Source organism: Actinophytocola xanthii, assembly GCF_001921205.1.
GTDB classification, from domain to species: Bacteria; Actinomycetota; Actinomycetes; order Mycobacteriales; family Pseudonocardiaceae; genus Actinophytocola; species Actinophytocola xanthii.
In genome coordinates this window covers 1-18,067 of sequence record NZ_MSIE01000109.1, presented here as the reverse complement: position 1 = coordinate 18,067, position 18,067 = coordinate 1, and the positions used below count along the sequence as shown (strand labels likewise).

Below are 18,067 nucleotides of genomic sequence, written 5' to 3'. Positions count from 1 at the left end.
GACCAGTCAACTCGACGTAAAGCAAACAGAATCACGCGACACTAGCTCGGATGCAGCGCGACGGCCTGATCACCAGGTCTGATCGGTCAGGTACGTTCGGCAAGACATGGTACGAGCTGACCCCGACCGGCCGGTGGTTGCTGCGGGCCTTACAGCCGTTGGCGAAGTGGAGCGAGGAGCACCGAGCCGCGCTCCAGAACGGCGACTTGCCAGCACAGTAGCCCGCCTGTGCAGAAGCGATGCGGTGCCGACGGGGTCGTTATCCGTGGGCCTCGATTGTGCTGACTTGGTTCTTGCCGGAGTCCTTGGCGACGAACAGCGCGTCGTCGGCCGCCAGAAGCACGTCTCGCAGGTCGGGACCGAAAAGCGGATAGATCGCCGCGCCCACTGATGCGGTCAAGCCACTGATCACGGTGTGCCCCGAGACGGCGACCTCGAGCCGACGGATCTCGTCACAGATCCGCTCACCGACCTGCACCAGTTCTTCGGTGGACACCGCGGGACACACCACCACGAACTCCTCGCCGCCCCATCGCCCCACGACGTCCTCGGGCCGTACGGCCGAGGTCAGTACCTTCGCGACAGCCTTGAGTACTTGGTCCCCGGGAAGATGGCCGTGCCGGTCATTCACCGCCTTGAAGTTGTCCAAGTCGACCATCAGGACACCCACGCCGGCTCCTTCGGACCGGTCGACCTCGGCTGCGGCCATGGCGGTCCACGCGACTGCGTTCGCCAGGCCCGTCTTGGGATCGGTCGAGGCTGCCTCCTCCAACTGCCGAATCAACACATTGCGGTGCAGTACGAGCACGACCGGAACCGCAAGCATCATTGAGGCCGGATGTAGCCCGATCAGCAACGCCGCGGCGCTCAGGGCACCCAAGCCCAAGGTGCCGAGCTCCAGCGCGTTGTCGTGCCAGGTGCCGATGGCGCGACGCGGATCGAATCGACGCTCGAACAGACTGATCGCAGCCCCGATCACTAGGCTGTTGACCATGAAGCGCGCCACAAGCGCGATGACAAGGACCCCAAGCAGCTCCAGCTGATCCCAGCTCGTACGCCCGGCCGGCGCGAGCAGTTGAACAACGCCCCACGTGGTGTAGCAGGACAGCAACGCCACCATCGCGGACAACGTCGGCCGGTAGGCGGGCACGCGCCGCACCTTGAACCAGCTGCGCCAATACAGGTGTAGATAGAGTGCTACAACCACAACTGCTGCCAGGACCGGCGGCAGCACGATGGCGCCGGGGACGGTCCAAACGGCGGTGAGGTTGACATGCGGAGTGTCGTTGTATTCACGGCGGTCGCGCTCGACCGTGCGTGCCATCTCCGTCTCAGCGACACCCATTGCCAGAAGGACCCCGGCAACCATCAACGCGTGCGGCTCGATGGCGCTACGCAGCCCCAGGGTCATCGTGAGCGCGAGCGCGGCCGCCGTCACAGAAATGAGCAAAACCAGGTAACCGGGTGGTGTTCGCCACACAGGCCATTGCGTCGGCCGCCGAGGCCGATTTGACCCCAAGCTTCTCACCCCGTCTTCATTGGTGATGATCTAGCTCCCGCCTCGGTCGCTGAGCTCGGCGGCAGACCCAGCGGAGGGAGGTGCCGACGATGATGGATAAGGACCACTGACACCCGTAGCGACGCTCCCGCCGAATCCGGAGGATTGGCGCGTGGGCGGTGGAGGCTGCTTCAACCACGACATCCCCAGGGCGCCAGCGAGAGCGGCGAACACCAGTCCGGCGCTCATGATCGCGAGCGCCGGACTGGTGAGGTCGGCCACCACGCCGGCGCCGAGGACCGCCAGGCCTTGGGAGGCCGTCACCCCTGAACTGACCAACCCACCGATCGTCCCTCGACGTCCATCGGGTACCCGCCGCATGTAGGCCTCCTGCGCCAGGAGTAGATACGCCGTGGAACACACACCAGCCGCCGCGAACAGTGTTACCGATCCCACCAGTCCTGGCTGAAGTACCACCGCGGCGAGCGGTACTGCTCCTATCACCGCGAGCGGGACGGTCAGCGCCCCGCGGGACCGTGCCGGGATTCGTAGCGCAAGCCACGCCCCAATGATGCTGCCGGCCGGGTCCGCCGCCATGAGGACGCCGACCCCCACAACGGTGACACCCAAGCTGCCCGCGTAGGGAGCGGCGAGGCCCTCAGGGGTGACGGTGAGGCCGACGAGGCAGGATAACGCGACCAGCCCACGGAGGTGGCGATCGCGCCAGATCAACTGCGCCGCGCCCACGACACCCGCTCGGTCGCCATCCGAAGTAGTAGCTAGCGGAGCTGGCCGTTTCCGTACGCCCACCGCAACCACGAGCGCCGCGACCGCGAACGACGCGGCGTTGAGACCGAGGGCCACGTGCGGGTCGACCACCAGCAGCAGTAGCCCGCCACCCAGAAATCCCAGCACCTGCGCGGCCTGGCTACTCATCTGTCGAATGGACAGCCCGACAAGGTAGCGTTCGCCCGGCAGTACTGTGGGCAACAACGCCAGCTGAGCAGCTTTGAACGGGCCTCGAACGAACGTGAGAACAAATACTAAGCTCATCACCACCGGCAGCGGCAAGAACGGCATCGCCATCGCGCCAGCGACGCCAGCGCGACCCAGGTCGGTCACCACCATCACTGTACGTCGCGGGTATCGGTCGGCGAGCCCTGAGAGGATCACTCCGCCCAGCATCGCTGGCACGTAGGTTAAGGCGTAGGTCAGTGCTGTCCAACTCGCCGATGACGTCCGCTCGAACACCAGGACTGCCAGTGCCACCCGTGCCAGTTGATCGCCCACAACCGACAGCAGTTCGGCCGCCCAGATCGCGCGGAACTCAACCATAGCAAAGACATCACGAAATCTCGGCCCTGCAGAAGGTTTCTGCCCCATGCCCCGACCCCTCAAGATTGTCCCGTTCGAGTGCTGGTCCCCAAGTCGCCTCGAAACACGGTAGATAGCCGGCGATCACGTCACCATGACACCCCAGGACATTAAGTGTTATGCGGGAGTGGAGGTTGCCGGCGGACGGAAGACTGGAACACGGCTGAGCCGGCCACCAGTACTTACTCCTTGAGGACGTTGACGTTCGACTCTGGATCTGCGCACCACATTGGAGGCTGGCCTCGTGTCCGCTCGATAACGAATCCTCGACATCGACATAGCGGCCGAATCCTCAATGCTGGACGGGCGCTGCCACATCGAGGCCGACCATCTGCTGATCGCCGTTACCGCCATACTAGGCAGGCTTTGTCTTAGGAAGATCTGCCGCGTGCGGTTCGGCGCTCACGCCTCCTGTTGATCACGTTGTCCGCGCTGCAACGCGAGACTACGAGGTGGCAAATCCGGGACACCCGTATGGCCGGCGCTATGGACACGTGAGAAGCCCTCCACCATGAGGTGATCCGTGTCAAAGCACGCTGACACGGCGCTCGCAAGGAGGGATCCGGTCCGAGAAGGTCAAGACCGACCCAAATGGTCACAGCGAGCAAGATGACCAACGCCGCAGTGTAGTTGAAGACTATACCGTGTGTCAACAAAGAGACACTCTCTGCGCACAGAGGTGATACCACGGCACTCAGTACAGAGATGACGGCCGGTGGGGCCATTCAAGCGTCACCAAGGCGGCCGTCGTGTCGTCGAGCACCATGAGGTTGGCTGTGACATCGAGCCGAATCCAACTGCCATCCACCGCTCGGAACCGCAGCTCAGACTTCGCACGGCCGCTTCTCGTGAGCGCCTCGCGCATACTTGCCGCCGTCTTAAGGTCCCGGCGATGGATGCCGGGGGGATGCGGCGACCCCAGCTCCCACGCAATCCCCGGCACGGGGTCATCGACCCACCGCAACAGCCGCATCGTCCGTAGGTTCACGATCGCCCTCCAGCGATCGTCGGTCTTTTCCGCGATTAACACCTGTTGGGCGAGGAGCACGGGCTTGGCGGGTGGGGCGAAGGCGACCCTCTCCGCGGGCCCGATGTCGTGAGTGATCCCGCGTGCGACGACCTCGACACCACCGTCCTCGGTCGGCACCTCCACGCAACGACACGCGAAATGAGCCGCGCGGCGGGAACCGTCGTCGACTCGCGTCACGACCCACGTGGCTACGTGGGTCTGGCCGGCCTCCGATTTCAGCAGCATGGCCAGAGCTCGTCCTTCGTCCGAGTTGGTCTCCAGTTGGCCGTAGGCGAACAACTGTGCGAGGTCGACGACGTATCGTCGACTCTCGGGCGGGTGGCCGTACAGGTCGAGCAGGTCATCCGACCTGCTGCTCGTGTGGCGGGTGATGTTGACGTGCCAGGCGCCGGCACGTTCCCGTGGCGGCGGAGTCTCGTCCAATTGGCCGACCCAGACGAAAGCTCCGTGGACGTCTCCGCCGTAGGTCTGCAGTGGGTGGACGATGACCTGACGTCGCCCATTGCTGGTGGTCGATCGGATCGAAGTCTTCTCGAGCTGAACCCGCTCGAGCAACATCCGGATGTCGGGCACGATATGACCACCGCGGGCCAACAGCTTGCCCAGCGCGACGAGTTTCTTCGGCTGACTACCTACGGCCATCACGGTCGGCTCACCGCGATTGCCACCAAAGGTCTCGATCAACAACCAGTCACCCATCCTGTACCCCTCGCTTGTTCCGGCGCCTATGACCTCCAGTCAGCAGCCGTACTGGCCAAACCTGTGTCAACTTGAGGAGAGTAGAAAGAACGCGTTGGTAGGAAGGCCCCGCCAACCGCAGGGCGAGAGAGACGGCGTGCGCATCCATACCTACCAGCACCTCGGCCCGGCGCATCCGCACGCCACGCAGGATGCGCACCGCCGCCTCGGTCGGGTCCAGGCGTGCCACCGTTCGATCGAACCGGGCGATGACCGCCGGTCGGTCCGCGTCGCGGGCATAGGACCCGGTCTGCATGATCGACGTCCGCACTCCTCCCGGATACACGCATGTCACTGCTACCGGCTGGTGAGTGGCCACCATTTCCTGCCGCAACGCGTCGATAAATCCTCGAACAGCAGCCTTGGCCGCGCAGTACGCAGAGTGCATAGGCGCACCGATCAACCCGTACGCGCTTGACACGCCCACAAAATGCCCATCGCCGGATGCAATTAGGTGCGGAAGGAACGCCGTCGCCGTGTGGACCACGCCCCAGAAGTCCACATCGACCACGCGTTCAACGTCGGAGTACTCCGAGCCCATAACACTGCCGACATGCATGACACCCGCCACAGCCAACACAACTTCCACCCGGCCGAACTCAGCAACAACCAACGACGCATAGTCGATCATTGCCTGCCGGTCGGTCACATCGATCAGATGCGTGCCGACCGCTGGCGCGGCGTGACATAGCCGATGGGTCTCCGCCAAGGACGCGGCATCACGGTCGGAGAGGGCAAGCGTACTGCCTTGGCCTGCCAAGGCTATGGCCAGCGCCCGTCCAATGCCCGCACCGGCTCCCGTGATCGCCACAACCCGCCCTGAGTAGTAGCCCATGTCTACTACTCTCTGTGATCTCTGGTGAGGTCCGTCGCGCACCCATCGGACTGTCTCCGATCCGCAACGCACCCACACGGCACCGTCATCAGCTCACCCCCAGTACCTCAACCGTCACTGTACAAGCCTGTGATCCATACCGATACCATGTGGCTGGGCGTCTGTACCAACAGCGTCGGCCCGGAGATGGTCAGCGCGGGGCTTCGCCCATACGACATCGCGGGTCTGAGCTCGGTCGGGTGTGCCGGGCGCGTGTCGAGGTTGGGCACCGGCGAGATGGCCGCGAAGGTCCCTGTCCACGTCCGTCCCGGCGTCGTTCGACCGGCACACTCAATCACCCACCGGGTTCGCGCAGGTGCGGGCGACACCGACATCCTCCGTTCGGCCGTCGCCCGACCACGTTCTCCCCACCCGCCCCGCGCCGCGACCAAGGTCACTGACGTGCCGAGACGCCAGTGCGAGGAGCGCGGTCAAACATACGTTGGCACGCGTACCCCGCAAGCACCGGCGCGCCGCGCTCGGACTCCCCGAATGGCGGTGAGGTGCTGGGTGGTGTGCCGGTGGGGGCAGTACCGCTGACGGCGGTATCCGGGGCGGAAAACAGGATGATGATGACGGTGGCCGCCGGGCCACCGCGCGCCTGTGCGGAGTTGCGAACCAATGCCACCGACCTCGCGGCGGGGAGACCAGACCGCAAACGAGGCTTGCGTTGACGACGATCGTGGTGGCGACCATAGCGACGCGCTGGAGTCGAAGCGCGGTGCCGTCCGATGGGACGCCGAGTAGGAGCGGGGTGACAGGCGGCGAGAACGGGCACGATGACGAGCACCGCTCCCAGGATCTGGAGTGGCGATAGGCTCTGCTCGAAAAGCAGCCACCCGGCGGTGGTCACGGCGAGAGGGCACAGCAGCATCAACCGGGACACAGCGGTGGGAGCAAGCCCGGCGTGCAACGCCCCGAACAGCGCGGCGAATGCGGCGGCGGTGGTGGCCACGACGACAGCCACGATTGACAGGGGCACTCCGGAGGTGGGCGGGCGAAGACCCTCCGCGAGTGCGGCCGCTGGCGAAAGAATCGCCCCGCCGGCGATCATCTGCCAACCGGTTATGGTGAGGTGGTGCGCGCCGCGGGGCTGACCCCACCGACGGGTGAGCAGCAGTCCGAGGGTGTTGCAGATGGCGGTGCCGGCGGCAGCGCAAACTCCCGCGAGATGAAGGCGCTCGTCGCTGCGGAGCACGAGCAGCGCAACCCCTGCGATTCCGACTGCGGCGTAGCCGATGTGCGAGCGGTGCACGGGACTGGCGATGAGGAGCACCGCTCCCAGCGGAACGAGAAGGGTCTGGGTGGCCGCGATGGTGGCGGCGACTCCCACTGGAATGTGGTGCACGGCTACTGCTTGGCAGGCGAAGAAACCCGCGAAGTTGACCGCGCCGAGAATAAGCGATCGGTACCACCAGATGCCCGTCGGTAACGCGGGCCGCAGAAGGAGCAACAGGATCCCGGCCGGCAGAACTCTCACAGCCGCACTCCAGAGTGGACTAGACGGCGTGGTGTCGATCAGGATCCATCCGAGTGCCAGCAGTAGTGGTCCAGATGCGGCGGTGGCGACGAGAGTGTGTGTGGATGGAGCGCGCGTGGTCATCACCGCGCTCGTTGATGATTTGACGTCCATATCGAGGCCCCCCAACCTCGTGGTGACTGGTCCCCCCGAACCAGTCGGCGCCCACGCGTGCAGCCGGCGATGGGCGTCGTAGTTGCCACGATAGCTAGCTTTGGTTGAGTACGTCACGTGACGGCGCCAGGAGGGCTGCGGACGGCTCACACAACGGCGTTGGTCACAGCGGCTTGTCGGCAGCTCATGACTAAATGGCCACTGGCTCTCCACTGTTTACCCGGCACCTTTGGTTGACGCACGGTTTTTCGTGGTGCATGGTGGATGTGTTCGCCCAGAAAGGGCCTGGGCGGCTGGACCAACGGTGTTTGGTCCACACAACGGGGGACTGTGGATTCGTCGAGGCCATCCGTTCGCCGGGGGCTCTGGCCCTCTGGCCAATTCAGCGTACATCATGGTGGTTGACGCGGCTGGCGCTAGTCCGGCAAGTGATCGAGCTCGGATGAGCGGGCGCACTATTGGGGTGCACCGCTGGTTGCGATGGTTCGGTAGCTCGGCGTCGAGAGTGGAGCGTCGGCGACGCGCTTACCCATAGGAGCTCCGTGAACCGCCATCACTCGCCTCGGTCGAGCGTCCATCCGGTACTTAGTCCTTAAATGATCACCAGGCGGGACTTCAATGGGGGCAAACGATGGCAGCGGATCAGATATTTGTGCTTCGCGATGTCTACGACCTGGCGCACGCTTCGGACGGCCGGTCGCGCTATGGCGCATACCTGGCGCACAACACGGGACGCTTTCGCGATATAGACGACATTCCAAGCAGCGATCCCGCCGCGTTCGCCGCGGCTGCGTTTGCGATCGCGAGCAGACCGATCATGAGCCCGCCGTATGTCAGCACGCATCCGCGGGTGGTGTTCGCCGCGCCTAGCTGGGATCAGGACCGACCACCCGGTCTATCGATCGACCTCGCGACACCGATGTCGGCCAGCATCGCCGACCAGTTGCCGACCGGCACCGCCGGCTGGGAGCACGATCCGCGTACTGGCCAGTACCACCCGCCGGATGGCGATAGCCGGCTCGCCGCCTACACCAGGCTCACCGTCCGATTGCCGCTGCCAGTGGAGTTGCTTCCCCCACCGTCCTACACGGCGACGGGGATCGCAGAAGTCGAGACCGCCAAACGGGCGGTGCGGACGATCAGCGCACATGCGAACAGCGTGCTCGCCCATCTCATCGTGGCCCTCAACCGCTACGACGGTGACGACAACGACTCACGCTGTTGGCCGGGATGTTCGGGTCACCGATGACAGCGAGAGCCCGCAGATTGATCGGGGGCCGCAGTTCAGGAGCGCAGTCACTCCATGAGCCGGGCAGGAGCAGGAGGAAGGGCTCTCATCCGCGAGCATGCAGCCGCTTGCGTGGTACGTCCACGGCAAGGGTCCGTGATCGTCCGCCATCGGAGGGGACGGAAGTGCCCGGTATCGCCGGCGAGTCGGTCTCGCGATGCGTCCCGGGTGCGTTGAACGTAACGGCTCGGCAAGGGCGGCGGGTGTGGCATGGAAAACGCCAGAAGGGTCCACACCGGTATCGAAGCGATATTCGTGAGTTGGGGTTTCTGGTCGTCAAGCCGGTGACCTCGCGCGTGCGTCGATGTGCCGCCTGGCGTCCAGGTTTCGGCGGCGGCGGCCACACGGTGGTGGAGTGCTGGCGAAGCCGTATCGAGACGGGGAAGATGGTTGGTGTTCACGGTGATCGGTTTGGGGGGCTTGCTCCGATGGCCGTGGGCACAGGGCAGTCAGCGTGGTGCGGCGCGGTTCCGCGCGGCCGCAGGGGACGTTGACTGTCCAGCGAGGGTGCTCAGCGGGACATCGAAGATGGGGGAGGTGTTCCCGCTGAGCACCACTTGGGACGTTGGACTGTCGCCGACCACAATGGCGCCTGAAAATCCGGAAATAGTTGATCAAATGGTGGGCGACCGGAGATACGGAAGACCTTTGGGAGAACGCGTCACGGCAAGCGTGTGTGCGCCTCGCGACTGTTCGGGCCCATCTGAGCAGCCCTCGACCAGGGACGGAGGTGAACCATGATCAGGGACCGCGACCGCCCACGACCCGCGCTACCGAGGAGCGAGCGGTGGACCTGTGTTGCCAGCCCGACGACTCCAGCGGGTCAACGGCGCCCGAGGGAGGTGCCGCCACAGGCAACCAGCCGTCCACGACGCCCACGATGCCCGCGGTGGCCACGGCCTCCCCAGTGCCGGAGCTCGAATGCGGGTGTGCGGCGTGGGCGCGCCGTCACTGAGGGGGTCGCCACCAGCGCCGTCGTGCGCGCCCTGGTCGAGGGCCCCTTCTCAAGCACCGGCCGACCCGAGCAGTTCGGCGAACACGTGGATGTGCGGCCGGCACGGCCTCACCGCTATGGGGTCAACCGTCATGGATCGGCGTACAGAGACCTGACCGGGGGGTAGGGGAGCGTGGCCAGGAGGGGGAGCGCCCTTGCGCGGGCGCTGGGCCTAGAAGACATTGACGCGAGGTTCACCGCGCGACGGCAGCGGCGACAAGCGGCGCGACAACGAGCTACCGACAGGCGACAAGCGGGCGAACCGACTGTCAGGCCGTTCGTTGGACCACCCGCAGGATCGCCGACCGCTTCATCCGAATGGCCACCAGGGCGGTGCAGTGGGCCGCATGCCGAACCGCGCGCGGTGCCCCATCCGCGTGGGTACGACCAGCCGGCAGCAGCTCCATCCCCGCGTGCAGGCGCGCACTGGCCGGAGCCAGGGCGTGTCCACCCGTCGGCTACGCCTTCCCAGCTGCCACCAATTCCAGGCCCGCCTGGGAGGTCGGCAGGCAGGTGGCTGGATCCGGCGCCCTGGCAGGGGAGTGTCCCGAGCGACCGACGGCACACTCTGCAGGGGTACCGAAGCACCGGTCCTGGTCCCGGCGCCAATGGAGGACCTCCCAGCGGGTCGGGCGCTTTCGAGGTGCTGACGGCGCCGCGCCGAGAGCCGGTGTGGGTGCGGCTGCGCCGTGCCGCGGCCCTCGTGGTGGTCGTAGTGGTTTCGGTGGCTGGTGCCGTCTCGGTCGCGGGCCAGGTCGCGGCATGGTTGTCGCCCCCGCCGACTTCACAGCCCGAAGCGACGGTGAGCGATGCCGACTTCGCAGCGGTCGCCGTGCCGTTCACCGTCGACTACCTGTCGTGGTCCGACCGCGAGGCGCGTCAGGTCGCCCTGGCACGAACCGCGGCGCCGGGCATCTCGGTGGACGGCTGGGGCGGAACCGGGCGCCAGTGGGCGGACAGCCCGACTGCTCTCGACGTCGCCCGCAGCAAACCCAACTCCAGCGACAACCCCATCGGCCCCCATGGCGACAGTAGGGGCGGTAGGGAGGCTCGTGCAGTGGTCACGGTTCGGGTGCGTGTAATCCCGTTCACCGCCCCCAACGCGGCAGCACACTCACCGTCGGCGCGGGCGACACCTGAGCCTTTGCCAGAGCAGTCGCGCCGCGAATCCTCGCGAGTCCCATTGCCAGAGGCCGGCGAGGAAGCGGGGGAGGGCTTGCAGGTGCCGAATGTCGCGTCAGGTCCGGCGCCGAACGGGCCGGGTTGGGTCGCTGGAGTTCCGCGGTGGCTGAACCTCGCCGTGCCGGTGGCGATGCTGGATGGGCGAGTCGTGGTGACCGCTATGCCGGCGTTAGTGGGTTCGCCGCAAACCGGTGCTTACGAGCCAGCGGTGCCGCGGGACCAGACACAGGAGGACGTCGAGTTCGCGCGGGACACCCGTGACACGGCCGAGACGCTGCTTCGGGCGTACGGCACCGGGGAACTGCAGTACGCACGGGCGGTTGGCACCACGTTCCGCGGCTTGGACAACGCGGCATCGCTGAACGATGTCACGGCGTGGCGGGTCCGGAATGACGACAGCGCCGACAGCGCGGGTGGTGCTGCTGAGACCGGGGACGATGACGCGCCCGTCCGGGTCGGCGATGTGACGGTCATCTGGGAGCTCTCGGGTGGGGCCGGAACGCTGCGCTGCACCTACCGCTTGGAGCTTCGCAACGACAGCGCCGACAACACGACTGACAACGGGCGGAGTGGGGAGCGCTGGTACCTCGCGTCGATCGGAGTACCAACGGAGGCGGTGACGTGATGTCACCGACAAGTCTCTACTTCAACGCAGCCTTCGCCGCCGATGTCGTGGTAGATGCGGCGGTGAGGGCCACCCTTACTCTGGACGCCGCGATCGTGTCAGCGAAAGTTTCGGCGCAGCCCTTCGTGGAGGCGCAGCTGACGACGAGCAGCGGCACTGGGTTGCGTGATATCGCGTTGGCCATCATCGGGACGTTCACGATTGTGATCCTCACGGCACGCGCTGCCGGCGCGCTTGCCGACGAACAGTACGGGAAGCTCATCACTCTGATCCTTGCGTCAATTCCGGTGATCGGGTTCGCGTACTTCCCCGACACCACCGTAAACATCCTTAAAGGACTGTTCTCGTCCGGTGTCGGGTAGGGAGTGGAGTAATGGGATTCCCGTTGCCGACCGATACCGCGCATCTCCGGCTCGAGACTCGCCAGTACGAGTTGTTCAACCGGCCGTTGGGTCAGGGGATCGTGCGGCGTCGACTGTATATAGGCGTCGCGACATGTGCGGTCTGGTGTGGACTATTGCTACTGATCGGGGTGAACCCGCTGTCACGCCTCGGGCCCGCAGTGTACGTGGTGCCGCCATTCGCAGCGGCGTACATGGGCACACGCACCGGGGATGACGGCCGGATGGCCGCGATGCGCTGGTACGACGCACTACTGGCCCGAACACCCCGGCGTCGCATACGGATCCGTAACCCGCTTCTGGCCTCGACGCCCGGCGACATGGCGCCACTACACATCGGCGCGCAGATGACAGAACTGCACCCACATACAAGCACCGGCCCGTCGCTGACGCGGCTGATCGGCCGAACGGCACGACACAAGACGCGGCGTCAGACATGGCGCCGCGGCATGGACCGAAACATGGGGGATACTGCGGGTGAAGCGAGCACTCCAGACACGGCAGACGTTTGAGCGGTTGACGACACCGGTCGCGGTTCCGCGAGTGATCGCCGACGGTGTACTCGCCACCGACGACGCGGTGTGGTCGTGGGCCGAAGTTCCCGGCTCCTCAACGTATCTGCTTGAAGAAGAGGAACTCGGCCGTGCGACCTGGGAGGCGACCGCCGCGCTCCACACCCTGTTGCCGGCCGGAGCCGAGTACCACCTGAAGGTAGTCTGGTCGGTGAACACCGCCGATGACTACCGGTCCAGTTGGGACAACCTCACCAGCGTAATGGCACCCGGCGCCGACGACTACATCGGCATGGGGGCGGGACGGATCACCCGCAACAGCGAGGAGGGCTACTTCCGGCGCCGACTCGTTCTGCTCGGCGTACGCTGGACCGACGGCGAGCACGCCTCGACGTTGCGCCGGGCCAGAAAGGTTGCGCGTCGTGGGTTACGGGCGCAGGCCGCGACCTATCGGGACGCACACGAACGGGTAGACGCGGCTCGGGACCAGATCAACCGCTGGTTCGAGCAGGCAGCACGGAGCGCGTTACGTTGCAAGCGTGCCCGGGCAGGACTGATCGCGTGGTCGTATGCGCGGGAAATCCGCCGTACTGCGTTCGAGGTCCCTGCCGAGGCCACCCTGTCCGGACCGGTGCTCGTCGACCTGATGCACGGCGAGGTCGATCCCACCACCTCGCCCAGTCATGTTGTCGTGACCGACACCAAGACCGGGACACGCCGGTATGTGACGATCCTCGCCCCCGCGACCAATGGGTTCCCCCCGCACGAGCTGGAATTGCCCGGCGGAGAGTGGCTGGAGATCCTGACCGAGCTCCCGGGGGTTGAGGCGTCGGTGCGCGGAATCAACCACGGCCAGGCCGGGTCGATCGCGCTCATCGATCAGGGCCGCAAAATCACCCGCTCGCAGACACGGGAGGCGGGCCTCCATGGGGCCCAGGTCCCCCTGGAGATCACTGACGCGGACGACGCCCTCAATGTCCGGCGGCAGGAGATCCAGCGCCGCCAGGACGTGATGACCACCAACCACGCCCGCTGGGTCATCGACGCCGCCAACGCCGACGAACTCGCCGACCGGGTGGCGCGGGTCCAGGAGCGCTACACCGGGGTGGTGCGGCTGGAGGTCGTGCCGCATGTTCAGGACCTGCTGTGGCGCGAGCTGCTGCCCGGCGACCGGGTCCGGGTGCCGGAATTCGCCCAGCATCAACCCATGCGCACACTAGCCGGGAGCTGGTTTCACGGCGGCAGCGCGGTCGGCGACACCACCGGTCCCTACATCGGAGCCAATCTCGGCTCGACCCCTGGACCGGTGCAGGCCCATATCGTCTCGCGCGCGGAGCGGGATCGCAGTCGGCCCACCACGATCACCTTCACCGGCCGCTCCGGGTCCGGCAAATCCACAGCGGTCATGTTGTCCACCGTTGGCGCGCTGGCCGAGGGTGCCTGGGCGCTGCTGGTCGACCCCAAAGGGGATCTCCGTGGCGTCATCGGAGTCGCCGGAGAGTTGCTCGGCGTGCCGGTCCAGGCCGTTGACCTCCTCGACGATGCGGCGACCGGCACCATGGACCCCATGCGGTTCTGCCCAACGGCAGACCTTGCCCGTTCCCTCACCCTGGACGCGTTACTCGGCGCGCTGAACGCCGATGACCGCCGCCGCGGCGAAACGATCCTCGAACACGCCGTCGACACCGTGCTGCGTTGGCCTCGCGACGCGTGGTCCAGCCAGCATGTGATCAGCGAACTGCGCAGCATCCCAAGGGACCGCCCGGAGGCCGACGTGGCCCGCGACCTCGGCGACACGCTCGCTGTACGTGCCCGCCAGGCGCACATACGTGCCGTCCTCGGACCACTCGCACCGGTCGCGCAGCCACTGATGACCGGCCGCGGACTCGTCTACCTGGGACTGGCCGGGCTGGAACTTCCGCGCCACAACCCCGACTCGGACAAGTGGACCGTAGCTGAGCGCTGTTCGATGACCACGTTCCGTGTAGCTCTGCACTACGCACTGCAGCAGTCCCGCCACGTCCGGCAGTTGAAAAAACTGGTGGCCTTGACCGAGCTGCACCTGGTCACCGGCTATCCCGAAGGACGCGCGTTCGTCGAGTGGCTAGCCCGCACTGGACGGGCACTACAGACCTGGCTGCTGCTGGATACTCAAGCCGCCTCCGACCTGGCGGTCCTCACCGGACTCGTCGAACAGGTTGTCATGAGTTTCGCTTTCCAAGCCAGCGGAAGGGCGGAGCAAGACGCACAAGCGGTGCTGCTACACCGTCCTGCCCCCGGCCCACGCCTGCGCGGAATGCAAGCCAGCTTGGACACCGGAGACTGCGTCATGCTCGATCGCGATGGGCGTATGGCCCCCGTCCATTGGGACCTGATGAACACCTGGATTCGCGACGCGCTGTCCACCGACGCCGCCGAGGACACAGCCGACAGTGTGGGGGATGACCAGAGGGCCCGGGACGTGTCCGGTGATTCGGCGGACACGACCAGAGTTGAGGCCGATGAGGACCGCCACACCGCCCACCATTCTGCGGAGCCCGTGAAACTCGCGCAGGAATCCCGTATTGACAACGGTCAGTTCCCACCGGCAGGGGCGAGGGACGAACGCAACGCCGGCGAGACTCTCACCGCTGCTGCTGATTCTGGCGCCGCGCAGGCAGGGGGCGAGCAGTCAAGTGCCCGACAGAACGACGAGGGGCACAACGACAAGGGGCGGAGCCAGCGGGGGCAGGACGAGCGCGAAATCGCGCCTGAGACAGACGGCGGCAAGCAATCATGACGGCCACCGGTCGGCCCCATTCCACTCGCGTCGAAGCGGCGTCACACGATGCCGTGCCATGTGCTGCGAGTACCTCTGGGAGTTGCTGCGCGGCGCCGACCGCTCCATCAGGCCAGGAACGTAGACCGGGGGACTCGTCGTGCTGTGCGCTCTGTTGTTGGGCGTCTGTGGGAAGGGCGGTGCGCTGGGATTGGCCGCGCATCGCGACCGAAAGCGTCACGGTCGTGGTGTGCGTGCCTCTCGCGTTGGTGGCGATGGTGGCCGTCGAGAATGGCGCCTGGCCCTCGTGGTGCCTGGTAGTCGCAGGCGTGCTGGCCGCGTGGGCAGGCGATTCCGCGGCGAATCTGGGATTCCACACCGCGGACGTGCTTGGCGCGCGCCGCCGGTATCGGTCCCGCGCCGACGGCGGCAAGGGGTCCGAGACTAACGTAGATGCAGGTGGTCGGCGATGAGCGTGGCTACGCGCCAGCTCGCGGCGTTTGTCGCAGAATCTAAGCGGCGTCAGCGGGCCACTGGTTTGCATCGCGGGGCTCGGGACGTTGCTGTCTGGTTGCCGACGCTGGTGGCGCAGGTTCGGTACTCAATGCCGCGACCGGTGCGGTGGTTGCTGGAGCACCCCCAACGGCTACTAACGCTGACGTGGTTGATTGGCGTGTTGGTGGTCGGTACCGCACCGACGGCTTCCGCAGACATCATCGTGGGTCCGGACTTGGCGCAAGGCTCGCCGAAGACCCTGTACGAGACCTACGACTTCGCGGACTACAAGCTCACCGTCAAACCGGACGAAGAGAACTCGGATTGGTTTGGTATCGAGGACACGGTTCTGCAGGTCGTCGGGTACATCAACAACATGATCCTCTGGGTTTGCCTGGGCATGCTCAACGGTGCACTGTCCCTGTTGGAATGGTTTCTCAACCTCACTCTCTACCGGGACTCTGCCCCGGAGATCGACTCCGCGACCCAGCTGATCGCCGACCAGGTGTTCTGGCCGCTCATCACGGCGACCGTCGCCGTCGGCGCGTTCATCACCTACGCGCGGTGGCGTGGCGAAGGACGCGGGTTCCTGTCTGACTTCGGATGGGTCGTGGCCGCTGGCGCCCTCGCGGTCGGATTCGCAGCTGGTCCCTCGCAGCTCATGAACACCGTGGACAGTCTGCGCCAAGACGTGGCCAACGGCGTAATGACTGGATCTGTCAATTATGCCGATAGGCAAGGAAACCCAACGGGGTTCCCGACGCCCGAGATATCCGGTGACCCACAGAAGGCCAGCACGCGCCGTCTGGTTGACGGTGTGTGGAACACGTTCGGGGCGATTCCGTGGTGCCTGGCCGAGTTTCGCAGCCTGGAGGTGTGCAAGGTCGCCGGATATCATGCGTTGGCCGGCGATGAACAATGGCAGCAGTGGATGGACAGCATGGACAACGGCGGCGCTCCGCCGGAGTTCGGGGAACACGTCCACTGGATCCGCGGTCAGGACATCACTCGTACCGGCTACCTCCTCGTCCTCGCGATGATCTCCATGCCGATGGGACTGATCCTGTTGCGCCTAGTCATCGCCGGGCTCATCGCGGTTGCGGGGTTCCTGCTGATGCTGGTGATCGGGCTGCTGTTCCTGATCTTCTGGCCGATTCCCGGATGGTTCCGGCAACTCGGCACCCGGTACTGGGTCTACACCCTCGGCCTGCAATTCCAAGGCCTGTTCATCACCGTCGTGATCGCCGGATCGACCGTCGTGTCCGTGATTATCTCCACCCAGACCGGCAAGTACGGCTTCTTCGTCGTCGGAGTGTTGATGCTTGCGCTGTTCATCGCGGCATTGAAGGCACGGGCCTGGCTCGAACTACTCACCACCGTCGGTGGCGCCGGCGCGATGGGATTCGCTGCGGTGCTCCTGGTCCGCTCCGCGATGCGCACTGCCGTCAACACAGGAGCAACCGCGGCCCGAGGTGCGTGGGGCATGGCCCGAAGCGGACTGGGCGGCCTTAGTGTTTCGGCCAGGCGCACCGGAAGCCCGACGCTGCCGGGTTTCAAAGACGCCGGCAACTGGCTCGGTTCCCGCTTTGGCGCGGGAAAGAACGCCTCATTAGATGAGGAACAGCCGTTCACCGCCGCCGTCGCCCGCATGCCGCTGCCGGGCACCGACCTGGTTCGGCGCCCACGCACGGACATGACCCGGACCCGCGGGTATCGACCACCAAAGGCAGAAAAAGCAACGGTTGTGGAGGGGAGTGTCGTGCCAAACACAACGAGGCGCAACACAACAACATCACAGACATCGCGGGGAGAGTTCCCAAACCGACCATTCCGTGACCGACGGCTCCATAAGAACCTCGGCCGCATGCAGGACGAAACAGAACGCCACGCCCGTGTATGGGTGCACAAGAAGGGTGTCGGCATTGCACCTGTGGATCCGATAACGCCCCGTGAACGACTCAGTGGCCGGCGGGTCTGGCGGCACCTGCAAGCACCGGGCGAACGACGAATTGCCCCGCCACACACACCAGGACGTGATCATGACTGACGATCGCCACAACGATCACGACATCCGCCAGCACAGCCACGTGCCGGCGACAGGCGGCGCGACAAGCGACGAGGCGACCAGGGCCGACCGGGAGGGCCTGATCTCGATACGCGACGCTTACCTCAGCACCGACCTGCTGCGACCGGGGCCCGGCCTGTGGCCGTTAGGGCGCCGGGCGCGGGAACGGCGCGTACGCGATCGCGCGGTCGCAGCGGAGGCACGGCGCCGCCGCCACCACATCCCGACCGCCGCCCGGCGGCCACCGTCCGCCCGCCCAGCAGGGCAAGGATTCAGCGGGGTGCGGGACACGGACGCGGCGTCTCGGGTAGCCGTGTGGCGGCCGGTGGAGCGTCGTACCCACATCCTGGTCATCACCTGTCTGGCGGGACTCGTGGGGGGCGTCGTGGTCGCCGCGGTGTGGTGGACTCGACCCGACCTGCACGTCGAGAGCGCGCCAGCAACCAGGTCGCCGGCGCCGGAGTCCACCGAGACACCGTCGACGGCGATGTCCTCCAGCAGTGCAGCCTCCGTGAACGGAACGGCGGGTGGGTCGCTGCCCGCCCGACCACCCATCCCGCCCGGTGGTGTAGATCCGGTGACCCCCGGCCATCACACACC

At 66.0% G+C, this 18,067-nt stretch carries 11 protein-coding genes and 1 pseudogene; 7 read left to right on the top strand and 5 right to left on the bottom strand.

What is annotated here, in order from left to right; genetic code table 11:
- Positions 1-47 precede the first annotated feature (47 nt).
- A pseudogene (locus tag BU204_RS42330) lies at positions 48-221 on the top strand (winged helix-turn-helix transcriptional regulator); the annotation flags it as partial.
- Between the two features lie 38 nt (positions 222-259).
- Here BU204_RS42330 and BU204_RS35815 read toward each other — a convergent pair.
- From BU204_RS35815 to BU204_RS35795, 5 genes are all read right to left on the bottom strand, one after another.
- Entirely contained in the window at positions 260-1,438 is a 1,179-nt protein-coding gene (locus BU204_RS35815) for a GGDEF domain-containing protein (protein WP_083661936.1), read from the bottom strand.
- A 111-nt stretch (positions 1,439-1,549) separates the two neighbouring features.
- Positions 1,550-2,833 carry an MFS transporter gene (locus BU204_RS35810; RefSeq protein ID WP_075130244.1) on the bottom strand — a complete coding sequence of 428 codons (1,284 nt, stop codon included), beginning with the start codon at positions 2,831-2,833 and terminating at the stop codon, positions 1,550-1,552.
- A 733-nt stretch (positions 2,834-3,566) separates the two neighbouring features.
- Complete coding sequence (locus BU204_RS35805) at positions 3,567-4,601, bottom strand: GAF domain-containing protein (protein WP_075130243.1); 1,035 nt, start codon at positions 4,599-4,601, stop codon at positions 3,567-3,569.
- Positions 4,594-5,475 (bottom strand): SDR family NAD(P)-dependent oxidoreductase, encoded by an 882-nt coding sequence (locus BU204_RS35800; RefSeq protein ID WP_075130242.1) that lies wholly within the window; start codon positions 5,473-5,475, stop codon positions 4,594-4,596. Before BU204_RS35800 ends, BU204_RS35805 begins: the two co-directional genes overlap by 8 nt.
- A gap of 433 nt (positions 5,476-5,908) precedes the next feature.
- Complete coding sequence (locus BU204_RS35795; RefSeq protein ID WP_332888614.1) at positions 5,909-7,117, bottom strand: DMT family transporter; 1,209 nt, start codon at positions 7,115-7,117, stop codon at positions 5,909-5,911.
- 661 nt (positions 7,118-7,778) lie between these two features.
- Between BU204_RS35795 and BU204_RS35790 the strand changes: the two genes are divergently transcribed.
- The 6 genes from BU204_RS35790 to BU204_RS41720 form a co-directional block, all read left to right on the top strand.
- The gene (locus BU204_RS35790; RefSeq protein ID WP_075130240.1) at positions 7,779-8,396 is read left to right on the top strand and encodes a hypothetical protein; all 618 of its coding nucleotides are present in this window, start codon (positions 7,779-7,781) and stop codon (positions 8,394-8,396) included.
- Between the two features lie 1,703 nt (positions 8,397-10,099).
- Positions 10,100-11,236 carry a conjugal transfer protein gene (locus BU204_RS39680; protein WP_143229992.1) on the top strand — a complete coding sequence of 379 codons (1,137 nt, stop codon included), beginning with the start codon at positions 10,100-10,102 and terminating at the stop codon, positions 11,234-11,236.
- The gene (locus BU204_RS35780) at positions 11,233-11,598 is read left to right on the top strand and encodes a hypothetical protein (RefSeq protein WP_075130238.1); all 366 of its coding nucleotides are present in this window, start codon (positions 11,233-11,235) and stop codon (positions 11,596-11,598) included. The genes BU204_RS39680 and BU204_RS35780 overlap by 4 nt, the downstream gene beginning before the upstream one ends.
- A 582-nt stretch (positions 11,599-12,180) precedes the next feature.
- Positions 12,181-14,928 (top strand): ATP-binding protein, encoded by a 2,748-nt coding sequence (locus BU204_RS35775; RefSeq protein WP_075130237.1) that lies wholly within the window; start codon positions 12,181-12,183, stop codon positions 14,926-14,928.
- A 448-nt stretch (positions 14,929-15,376) separates the two neighbouring features.
- Complete coding sequence (locus tag BU204_RS35770; protein ID WP_143229991.1) at positions 15,377-17,449, top strand: UbiA prenyltransferase family protein; 2,073 nt, start codon at positions 15,377-15,379, stop codon at positions 17,447-17,449.
- Positions 17,442-18,067: hypothetical protein (locus BU204_RS41720; protein ID WP_233161012.1), on the top strand; the 626-nt coding region annotated here is incomplete at its 3' end. The genes BU204_RS35770 and BU204_RS41720, both read left to right, overlap by 8 nt.

Bases quoted from the DNA above. Each gene is read 5' to 3' on its own strand.
- BU204_RS35810 (WP_075130244.1), bottom strand. From the start codon at position 2,833: ATGGTTGAGTTCCGCGCGATCTGGGCGGCCGAACTGCTGTCGGTTGTG.
- BU204_RS35795 (WP_332888614.1), bottom strand. From the start codon at position 7,117: ATGACCACGCGCGCTCCATCCACACACACTCTCGTCGCCACCGCCGCA.
- BU204_RS35805 (WP_075130243.1), bottom strand. From the start codon at position 4,601: ATGGGTGACTGGTTGTTGATCGAGACCTTTGGTGGCAATCGCGGTGAG.
- BU204_RS35770 (WP_143229991.1), top strand. From the start codon at position 15,377: ATGAGCGTGGCTACGCGCCAGCTCGCGGCGTTTGTCGCAGAATCTAAG.
- BU204_RS35800 (WP_075130242.1), bottom strand. From the start codon at position 5,475: ATGGGCTACTACTCAGGGCGGGTTGTGGCGATCACGGGAGCCGGTGCG.
- BU204_RS35790 (WP_075130240.1), top strand. From the start codon at position 7,779: ATGGCAGCGGATCAGATATTTGTGCTTCGCGATGTCTACGACCTGGCG.